The 10074-nt window shown below is 59.2% G+C and carries 7 protein-coding genes and 1 pseudogene; 5 read left to right on the forward strand and 3 right to left on the reverse strand.

Going from position 1 to position 10074, the window contains the following annotated elements; genetic code table 11:
• Both IQ273_RS34005 and mobF read right to left on the reverse strand, forming a co-directional pair.
• Window positions 1–864 (reverse strand): annotated as a pseudogene (locus tag IQ273_RS34005) (hypothetical protein); the annotation flags it as partial.
• Between the two features lie 621 nt (window positions 865–1485).
• The gene (gene mobF, locus IQ273_RS25075; RefSeq protein ID WP_194025872.1) at window positions 1486–4950 is read right to left on the reverse strand and encodes a MobF family relaxase; all 3465 of its coding nucleotides are present in this window, start codon (window positions 4948–4950) and stop codon (window positions 1486–1488) included.
• Between the two features lie 364 nt (window positions 4951–5314).
• Between mobF and IQ273_RS25080 the strand changes: the two genes are divergently transcribed.
• The 5 genes from IQ273_RS25080 (at window position 5315) to IQ273_RS25100 (ending at window position 9418) form a co-directional block, all read left to right on the forward strand.
• The gene (locus IQ273_RS25080; RefSeq protein ID WP_194025873.1) at window positions 5315–6433 is read left to right on the forward strand and encodes a ParM/StbA family protein; all 1119 of its coding nucleotides are present in this window, start codon (window positions 5315–5317) and stop codon (window positions 6431–6433) included.
• Window positions 6430–6846, forward strand: a complete 417-nt coding sequence (locus IQ273_RS25085) for a hypothetical protein (protein WP_194025874.1) — start codon at window positions 6430–6432, stop codon at window positions 6844–6846. Before IQ273_RS25080 ends, IQ273_RS25085 begins: the two co-directional genes overlap by 4 nt.
• Window positions 6847–6946: 100 nt before the next feature.
• Window positions 6947–7690 (forward strand): response regulator transcription factor, encoded by a 744-nt coding sequence (locus tag IQ273_RS25090; RefSeq protein WP_194025875.1) that lies wholly within the window; start codon window positions 6947–6949, stop codon window positions 7688–7690.
• Window positions 7677–8696, forward strand: coding sequence for a cell wall metabolism sensor histidine kinase WalK (locus tag IQ273_RS25095; RefSeq protein WP_194025876.1), 1020 nt, complete (start codon window positions 7677–7679; stop codon window positions 8694–8696). Before IQ273_RS25090 ends, IQ273_RS25095 begins: the two co-directional genes overlap by 14 nt.
• Window positions 8697–8806: 110 nt before the next feature.
• A complete protein-coding gene (locus IQ273_RS25100) occupies window positions 8807–9418 on the forward strand; it encodes a Uma2 family endonuclease (RefSeq protein WP_194025877.1) in 612 nt (203 codons plus the stop codon).
• A gap of 235 nt (window positions 9419–9653) precedes the next feature.
• Here IQ273_RS25100 and IQ273_RS25105 read toward each other — a convergent pair whose 3' ends face one another.
• Entirely contained in the window at window positions 9654–9953 is a 300-nt protein-coding gene (locus IQ273_RS25105; protein ID WP_194025878.1) for a plasmid pRiA4b ORF-3 family protein, read from the reverse strand.
• Between the last annotated feature and the right edge of the window lie 121 nt (window positions 9954–10074).

Genomic DNA, 10074 nt, shown 5'->3' on the forward strand with positions numbered 1-10074 from the left:
GCTTAGGATACTGCTGTCTCCGCCCCATTCTGACCTCCCCCAAGTGACGACCGAGCCGTCCTCTTTCAGGGCCGCAAAGGCACCGTCAGTGGAAAAGATTTGAGTTACGCCCGAGCTGAGCTGGTCGGCCACGGCACTGCTGTCGCCGCCCGATTCTGACCATCCCCAAGTGACGACCGAGCCGTCCTCTTTCAGGGCCGCAAAGGCACCGTCAGTGGAAAAGATTTGAGTTACGCCCGAGCTGAGCTGGTCGGCCACGGCACTGCTGTCGCCCCCCGCCCCGCCCCAAGTGACAACCGAGCCGTCCTCTTTCAGCGCCGCAAAGGCTCTGAAATTCCTGACCTCCCCACTCGTCCGCCCTGGCCGAATTTGAGGAATCTCGGTAAACCCCGACAGCTCCACCGTCACGGCTTCCCCATCTACCCATACTAGGCCCCGGTCATCCGCCGATCGCAGCTCAGCCACCTGAGCCTCGCTCAGCTCCACCCCCAACACCCGAGCCGCAAACAGCTTGCCCTCATCCCCAGTGGTATCCTCCTGGTTTAGCACGTTATCCAAGTGGTGCCCCAACTCCTCCAATAGCACCATTGTCTGCAGCTCCGCACTGGCCAGACTCAGCCAGTCCTGATTCAGATAAATGGTCTGCCGCTCCTGACTGTAGGCCCCTGCCGCACCGGGCATATCCGCACCGGGGAGAATAACCACTGGCGGCAGTACCGAAAAATCTCCCTGCTGCCACTGCTGTTGCAGACTCCGAGCCAGAGGCCTATTCAGGTCTAGGCCAAAGGCCTCCGACAAAATCGGTTCAAAAGTCGCTGATTGGGCAAACTCAGTCAGGATCGACTGCCAGTTCAGAAAAGTCATGAGGGGCTCTGGGCTCTAATACACAGCAACTTGCAGAGCCCCGCTGGCCAGATACTCAGTCGAAGATAGAGCAACCGAACTGCTACAAGCATTCACTGCTCAATTATTCCCATTACACTGGCAAGTGTCTGGGAAGATTTTTTATTTTTAGATAGGCTTCATAACCCTTCCCACTTGTTATGAAGTGCAGGTCGGTTAGCCAATATAGAGCATGACTGGGTTAGTTGCCCGCGCCGCAACCCCTCCGCTGTTGGAATTGAGGCTCAAACTCTTATCCAATCTTGAATCCAGCTCCCTGGACTAGGGTTCAAGGTAGAGAGACAACTGAACGAAGCTATCAGGACTTTGGGAAACTGGCACAAGCCAACATAGTCCACATTTAGGCCACTCAAGGTGGCTACTGTCACAGAGCACATTTGCTTAGGGTGCATAAGTCCCGAGCCTAACCTAACCTTTGACCGTGAACTCGGTTGAGCCGCTAATCCCTCCTGATTTGGGTCACCCTCAAAGTACTTCAGAATAAAGGTTTGGAACCCTTCCCCCCAGTTATTCCGGTCACCCTCTTAGAACCGCTTCTTTAGAGGAAGAGAGGACAGCCAGACGATAGGTTACGAGCTCTACTTAGCGTTCCATCTCAACCTGACGAGAGCGCTGGGGTGGCTGCATTGCCTGATGCAGCCACCGATGAGCCTTTTGGATCTGGCCAACATCTTCTACCGTGATGCCCTGGGCCAGCTGCGGTTGCCAGGCCCCCTGGGGCCGCTGAAGTCGGAGCAGCTCGCCGCGACCATCCTGGGCCACCAGGGATATCGTGTCGGTCGCTTGGCAAAACGACAGCGTGTAGTGTCGGCCCTTGAGCACCCAAGTGTCAGGCCCAGTTTGCTCGGTCTCGCCTGCCCGCCTGGCTAGCGTCAAGATACCTCTCACCTCCGGCACCAGGCGTTCAGCCCACATCATCTGCTCGGCGCTGATCTGCTGTCGCTGCTCCCGCTGCTGGCGTCGTCGTTCAAGGCTGCGAGCGAATTCATGAGCAAGGCGAGAGATCGCTCCTGCCCATCGAGATTGCTGCTCACTCGCTGATTTAACTCGTTCAGCTGTGTCACTAAGACCGATAAGAGTACCTGCAATTGTTTGGAGCTGTCGCTGCTGCTGCCAGTTTCTAGCCCTTTCAGCAATGCGTTCAAGCTCTGCTGGAGGTGGCTGTGGTCGGTGGTCATCTGCCTCTGCGCCTGCTCCGATTGGGCCTGGTGGCGCACTAAGGTCTCGATCTGAGATCGCAGCTGGGCGTTGTCCTGCTGGAGTCCCGCGATCTGTTGCTGGAGCGGTAGCAAGGCCTGCTGCAACGCGCTCACCAGCGCGTCGGCCAAGATCCCTGGCGGCATCTCGATCGCCCACTGCTGAGGGGGTGGCGGCGGGGGTACTTTCCGAGGTCTGGGCATGGCTATTCACCAAATTAAAGAGCGGGACATAGTCGCTGACGTTCTCCTTGGCTGAGGATCGCTGCGCCTGACGCAGCAGCTCATCCGGGTCGGCGGTGTAGAGCGAGAGCTGGTATTTGGCCCGAGACACGGCCACATAAAACGATTCTTGGCTGGTGGTGGCATCCATCAGCGCCATCACCCGGTCGGCGGTTTTGCCCTGGGCGCTGTAGGTGGTGCTCACCAGGCTGTAATCGACGTACTGCAAGCCGGTTAAGTCCACCGCATCACAGCGGCCATCGGGGTAGCGGATCTCGGCCTGGCCCTGGGCATCAATGGCCGTCAGGGTAAAGGCCTGCCCATTGCGGATGCTTTGATCCCGGTCGTTGCGCGTCCAGCGCAGGCGATCGCCCACAGCAACGGGGATCGCCTGGCGGGTGTAGACCGTTTTGTTAGGACAGGCTGTTGGGTCAATCTCCAACGTTTGACCAGCTTCATCGGCCAGGGTCAGCCGGTTGCGTCTGGCATCTACCTGGAGCACCTGGTAGAGCTGCTGCTTCGCCAGGCCCTGGCGTTTGTACTGCTGGTTCAGGGTAACGATGTCACCGCTGGCGTAGTGGGCGGCATAGCCTGCTTGGGCCTGGGTCATGTCTTTGCGCCGCAAGGAGGCCAGGGTAAAGCCGTCGGAGCCTAACTGCTCCTGAGACTGAAGCCCTGTGCGAATCAGGGCGGTGAGGGCTAGGCGCTCTTGATTGGTTCCGGCGAGCAGCAGGGTTTTGTCGCGCTCTGCCTCATCGAGGGCCAGGTAGTCGGTGGCCACCTGCTGGAGGCGTGCTGTCGGGGATTTGATCGTTTGAATCGAGCCCGCCCCGACCAGGGTTTGAAAGGCGGCTTCCGTCTGGTCGATGGCTAGCAGGTTAACCGCTTGCTTCAGGGCCGCTGTCTTCTGGCGTCGAGACTCATCAAGGAAGGCGGTTTGAATGCCCCCGGCCTGCAAGCTCTTGAACGGGTTGCCTGCCTCCACCGCCGAGAGCTGGCGGGTGTCGCCCACCAGAATGACGCGAGCCTGTCGCTCTACGGCCAGGTTCAGCAGTCCGTGGGCATCTTTGGCGGAGAGCAGCCCGGCCTCGTCAATCACCCAGATTTCTCGCTGTTCCGGTGCTGGCCTAGGTGCTTGAGCAGGCGCTGGAGCGTGCAGCAGGCTGGCTACGGTGTCGGTCGGCAGTCCGGCTTCTTTGCCCAGTACGTTGGCCGCTTCGGCACTGGGGGCAAACCCTCGCACTGAAAAGCCCTGGACTTCAGCCGATTGCTTGAAGGCCTGCAACACAAAGGTTTTGCCGCTGCCCGGCAGACCCTGCCAGGCCAACATCTGATCGCTACTCGTCAAGGCCAGGGTGAGTGCCCGTTGCTGACCGGCACTTAGGGTCGGCCACTGATGCAGCTGATCTTGGAGTTCGGCCTCGCTCAGAATCGGTGCCCACTGGTGCTGCCCCTGGTGCATGAGTTGAATGGTGTCTCGCTCCCGGTGCAGGGCTGCGGTGGTGGTGTACTTGTCCTTTACAGCCTCGACGGGCAGCAGCTCGCCCTGGGTTGAGATCGCCTGAGATAGAGTGGCGAACGGCATTTCACCCAGGGCATGTTCTAGAGCAAAGCGCTCTACCTTTCCCCGGCGAAAGACTGACTCTCGCTCTGAGGCGTGGGCGGTGCCCGCGCGGGCCATCTGGTCTGCCTGATGGTGGGCGGCAGTGGAAAGATCTCGCTCCTGGTGGGGCACCTCGGGCAGGGTCAGGTTCTGGTCGCCAATCTGCTGCTGCCAGGCTGCCATCAGCACCTCGCGGGGCACCGCTTGTTTTCGTTTGCGGGTGCGCAAGGTCGCCTGTTTTTTCTGGCTGGCATGGAGCGGGGTACCCTGGGTTTCATCCAGGCTCTTCTGCCATTGCTGGAGGTAATTTTCAATCTGGCGGGTGCGGGTGGAGAAGGTGCCGAGCAGGGGCTGGCTGTAGTTGCTCAGCTCAAATTGCCCTTTGCCTTGGGGGTCGATATCGTAGCCGCTCTGCCGCAGTTGGTAGGCAAGCTCGTTTTGATAGATCTCTCCCAGCAGGATCTGGTTGGCCAAAATCTCTTCGTTGCTGAGGCTGCGCCAGGTTCCATCCGGTAGCTGGGTAGTATTCATCACCACGCAGTGGCTGTGGAGCTGCGGGTCGAGTTCGCGGCTGCTGTCGTGTTGAAAAACCGCCGCGACGATGTTGCCGGTCACAACCCGCTGCCGTCCTTCGGCGGTGCTGATTCGGGCTTGGGCAAAGCGTTCTTGCAAAACGCCTAGGGCAGTATCGACGGCCTGGTTATGGGCGGCGATCGCTCGCGCATCCCCTTGCACCAGCCCAGCTATGGAGACGCTCTTAGGGGCTGAAAAGGTGTAGTCGGTGGCGGCCCGGTGACGGGTGGGGTCGATGGCGCGGGCATGAAGGCATTCACCGTTGGGGCCACTGCCGTGGAGCAGGGCTTTGAAGTCCTCTGGATTGACCTCGCCTTGGAGCCCGAGGGTGCTCGCCCCCTGGCCATACCAGCGGGCAGTTGAGCGAGCCGCGTCGGTGCCTTCGGTGTAGTAGTCGTCTTTTTCGTAGTAGGTTTCGGCCTGGGCAGCAGAGACCGAGCACATCGAGAGCATGGGGCTTAAAGTCCCTCAACCATTGAGTAGATGGGGTTCAGGAGGGTTTGGTGGCATCGTGTCAGACCGTCGGAGTCGTCCTCCTCCTGGGTGTAACCATCACCGTAAGAAAGGAATCTCGCAGAATCCGTGCACGGGCTGCACGGACTCGGTGAAAGTTGGTCTCTATAGTCGGGACAGATCGCACGCCAATCACCGACGTCTGACGCCTCTACCCCAGCCTGGTCATCTGGGGCTCACGTCTAACGCTGATTGCCCATTCCGCTGAAGAAACCATCTAACGACGTCTGACGCCTCTGCCCCAGCCTGGTCACATGGGGTTCGCGTCTAACGCTGATCGCCCATTTCGCTGGAGGAACCATCTATGGCTACCCATCAACTCTTTATCGACCTTGGGATGTCGGGCACCAAGGCCTGTTTGACCGACGGCAACCGCTGCTACGGCTATGCCTGTCCACCCAAGGTGGCGGATTTGCCGCCCTCGGAGCTGGAGGTGCTGCGTCACCAGGGCCAGGAGTACGGCGGTGGGCTGGGGGCTGGAGCCTATCTCCAGTGGAACAATCAGGCCTATGCCCTGGCTGATGATGCCGAGGGGCGTCCCAACAAATCTACGGCCACCCTGCGCAAGAGCACCCTGGCCCATCTCCGCAGCCTGGGTGCGGTGGGGGAAATGGCCCACACCCATCACCTAGAAACCCTGCATCTAGATATCGGCATCGCGCTGCCCTTTGAGGAGTACTTATCTGAGGCCGAAGAGCTAACCCAGCGGCTGCAAGAAACGGGGCACTTTCTCTATCGCGGGCAAGCCTACGATCTCCAGATCGATAGCGTTAAGGTGCTGCCGGAGGCGGCGGGGCTGGTGCTCTGGCGCAAGCAGCAGCACCTGGCCCAGCAGCAGCAGGCCAGCCGCCAAAACTATGTCGTGCTGATGATTGGCCATCGAGATTTGAGCTTTTTGGTGTTTCGCCAGGGTAAGCCCCCAACAGGGAAGCCCAGTGACTCTGAAAAGTTGGGCTATGTCGCTTTCCTTGAAGCGGTGGCTCAAACGCTCTGTGAGCCGGAGAATCCCTACCTGGTGCAGGCGTTGTTGAGGCAGCAGGAGGCGGTGCAGTTTCCCGACCAGCCGGGCAAGGTGTTTCCGCTGGCCCAGCGCAGGCAGGAGGCGGAGGCGTTTTACTGGGAGCAGGTGCGGCACCACCTGAGCGAGCATTTTGCTGCCCTCGATTTGACGGAGTATGAGGTGCTAATTGGTGGTGGTACCGCTTCGACGCTCTTGCGGCCTCATCTGACGGACTACCTGGCGACGTTGCCCGGTGCGACGCCCAACTGGCTGCCCGATCTGGCTCAAGAAATGGCGTACCGGCTTCAGGAGGTAACCTCTGCAATCGACCAGGTGCGCTTTGCTGACTGCTATGGCGGGGTGAAGTGGTTGGCCACCAGGGCTCATGCCCGCACCAGGGCACTCCAGGAGGTGCGGGCATGAGCCGTCGGCAGCGGGTGATCTTGCGCCTGGATGTGGAAGTGGATTCGGATGCGGGGCGGCTCTTCACCTATCTGAAAACGAACCCGGCGATATCGCTGCGGGAAGCGGTGCTCAGGGCGCTGAATGTGTTTTACCTGCCCTGGGCGTTGGAACCAGAGCTGAGCCAGTCGGAGCTTCAGGCTCTGGCTCAAACCCTGCTGGAGGATATGCAGCTGCGCAGTCTACAGATCCAGAACCGGTTTTTGGCGATCTCTGGGGCATCGCCGGTGCTCGTTATGGCTCAGGTTCCTGGGCCTCAGCCACTGTCTGCGGTGCCGAGAGCGGCGGAGTCGCTGTCGCCGGTGCGGGCTGACCCTGACCCGTTTATTGATGTCGATATGGATCTGGCGGCGGCAGGCCTGGATGATTTTTAGCCTCGTTCGGAGAACCGGCTCGGCCACACCTCCGTCTCTAGTCTAGGTAGGGCACCGCTGGTACCGGCGGTGCTGTCTGTCCCTTACTCTGACGATTGCTATGGCGGTTGTACTCATCATTGAAGATGACGCGGATGTGGCCGATACCATTCAGGCCTGCATTCAGGCGGCGGGCTACACCAGCTACTGGGCCGAGACGGGCGAGCGGGGGCTGGAGCTATGCCAGCAGCTCCAGCCCGATGTCATCGTTCTGGATTTGATGCTGCCCGGTATGAATGGCCTTGAAGTCTGTACCCGTGTCCGGCGGCTGGCACTGAGGCCAGAACCCTACATTTTGATGCTGACGGCGCGGCGGGGGAAGACCGATGAACTTTCGGGCCTTGCTACCGGGGCCGATGACTACATAACTAAGCCCTTTGACACCGATCTGTTAATCGCTCGGCTGCAAGCGCTGCTGCGGCGCGAGTTATACCATGAAGACCACGCGGTCGGGGCCGATGCGGCGTTGATTCGGCATCAGCATCTGCGGCTGCATCAGACGCACAGGCGGTGCAGCGTCCGGGCGTCGCTGACCGGCGATTGGGTTGACCTGGTGCTATCGGCATTGGAGTTTGACCTGCTGGCGAAACTGGCCCAGCAGCCGGGTCAGGTTTACCCCAGGTCGCAGTTATTGGACGATATCTGGGGTCTCGACCACCCTGGGGATGACCACAGTACGGTCGACTCTTGCATTTTTAGGCTGCGCAAAGAAATTCGCTCGAAACTGCGGGTGCCGGAGGGGGTGAACCCGTTGGTCAAAACGGTAAGAAGGGTGGGATACAAGTTTGAAGATGCAATCGATTAGGCAGGCCTGGCGCTCTGCGCCGTTGCAGATACAGCTGCTGACCTCCCACATCGTGACGTTGGGGCTGGGGGTGCTGATTGCGCTGAGCCTGACGGCGATCTATCCCTCGCTGGCGGAGGGGGGATTAGAAGTCGGCCTGGCGGTGATCGCTATGGTCGTTTTTCTGAGTCTGTCATCGGGAGAAATCATTGTCAGGCCGCTCAAGGCGTTGCGGCAGGCAATGGCGGCGTTTATGGCGGGGGATTTAGAGGCGCGAGCTCCCCTGAGCGATGTGCCGGAGCTGCGGCGGTTGGCGGTTGACTTTAACCGCTTGGCGATGAATCTACAGACGGTGGAGCAGCGGCGGCGACAGCGACTGGCAGTGCTGATGCATGAGATCAACACGCCCCTGACGGTACTCAAGGGGGATTTGGAGTTGGTTCATCAGGGGGTTAGACCATTGACGGCTCCCTTGCTGGAGAAGCAGCTGCGGCAGGTTGAGCGGGTGAACCGTCTGGCGGAGGCGATCTCAAACTATTCAAAGCGGATGGATGATTATCTGCCGACCCGCTGTCAGGTGTGTGCGCTGTCCGCCATCATCGGTGAGGTGGTGGAGCTGGTGTCGTCGCTGCCCAGCGCCCAAGGCCGGACGATTCCGGTTCGATGTCCTGATGCCCTGCCTTCGGTATGGGCTGATCCTGACCAGGTCTATGAGATTCTAGAGAATCTGCTGAGGAATGCGGTGTTGTATACGCCGCAGGGCAGCATTGCGGTTGAGGTTGAGGTGAAGCGCAATTTCGTCTGGACGGCGGTTGTCGACACTGGACTGGGGATTGCGGCGGCTGACCTCCAGGAGGTGTTTAAGCTGCACCAGCGCTCTGAGGCGGCGCAGCGGTGCAATCCAGGTGGCAAGGGGTTGGGGCTGACGATTGTCAAAGACCTGGTGGAGTTGCAGGGGGGTGCCGTTGCCGTGGAAAGCCAGCTGGGAGAGGGGAGTAGGTTTTCGTTTTCGTTGCCGGTGGCTTAGCGCCTCTGCCTGGCTGATACCTCATCCAAAGGTTTTGCTGATTTCGCCGAGCGCTACACTTAAAGCACTCTGTGTCGTTGCTCATTGCCTAGCTGGGGCTGTTCGTCACCATGACTCAAGCCATTGCTCCACCGCTCAGCTTTCTAGATTTTCTGGAGACGACGCCTGACGATGGCAATCGCTATGAATTGGTCAACGGGGAGCGGGTTCAGCTGATGGCGACCCGTGCCCATGACGACGTGGCTGATTTTATCTACGACGCCTTTCGCGATCAGGTCAAGCGCGATCGGCTGAACTACAAGGTCTCGCGCTTTGCCTCGGTTAAAACCCGGCGCGATGATGGCCTGGTGCAGGGCCGCACTCCCGATGTCAGCGTGATTGACAAAGACGTTTGGGCGGCTGACCCAAAGGCCTATGCAGCGCTAGAGGATCCTATTCAGCTGGCGGTAGAGGTGAGCTCAACCAACTGGCGCGACGACTATCTCTATAAGCTGGCTGAGTACGAGGCCCTGGGGATCCTGGAATACTGGATTGTAGATTACCTAGCGGTAGGGGCTATCCGCTACATTGGCTCACCTAAGACGCCGACAGTTTCGGTGTACACCCTGATCAATGGCGAATATCAGCTCCAGCAATTTCGTGGGGGCGAGCGCATTCTCTCAATGACATTTCCAGAGTTGGCTGTGACGGCGGCTGACATCTTTAAAGCGGCTGGCCTCTAATATCGCGATCGCCACGGCCAAGCGGAAATTTGGACGGCGGATCAGTTCAAGCAGGTGATGGGGGAACTGAGTCCGAAGATGCGATCGCACAACCATGACCGCTGCTGACAATGGCGCACTGACAGCAGCACTGATTAAAAAGCTCGTCCTGCAATCTTCAAAATAAACCCGAAGCGCCCCACCACCGGGTGCATCTCAGTTTTGCCAATGTCATTTGGCGTCAAGCGTGGGCTCGTTACATGGGGAAACTGCCTTCAAACCCAGTGGTGTCGTGGGGAATTGTCTTGAGCAAATGATTGACCTCCTCGAGTTCAGCGTCTTCTGGGTCAAAAGAGCCACCCACCCATTTGAGCATTTCCTCATGTTCTGGATGGTCGACGGATCGGATCGCGTCTAGAAAATTCTGATAGCCCCAAACGCCGCCACAGTCTTCGGGGGGGCAGGCGCGTTTGGCTTTGATGCAAACCGGATAGCTGGCCTCAGGGTCAGCGGGCAGCACTTTCTCAACCAAAATCTCGTGCTCCCAGGACGGAATGTGTCAACAAAAATGAGACAAAAACTAAAAAGAGATTAGTGTGGAACCGCCGGGCTGTTAGGAGCCGCCAGCGGTGGATTGATCCAAACGGCAGTGGGCACAACAGGTGGGCTGGGCGGAT

The sequence above is a fragment of the Nodosilinea sp. LEGE 07298 genome (genome assembly GCF_015207265.1).
Taxonomy (GTDB): domain Bacteria; phylum Cyanobacteriota; class Cyanobacteriia; order Phormidesmidales; family Phormidesmidaceae; genus Nodosilinea.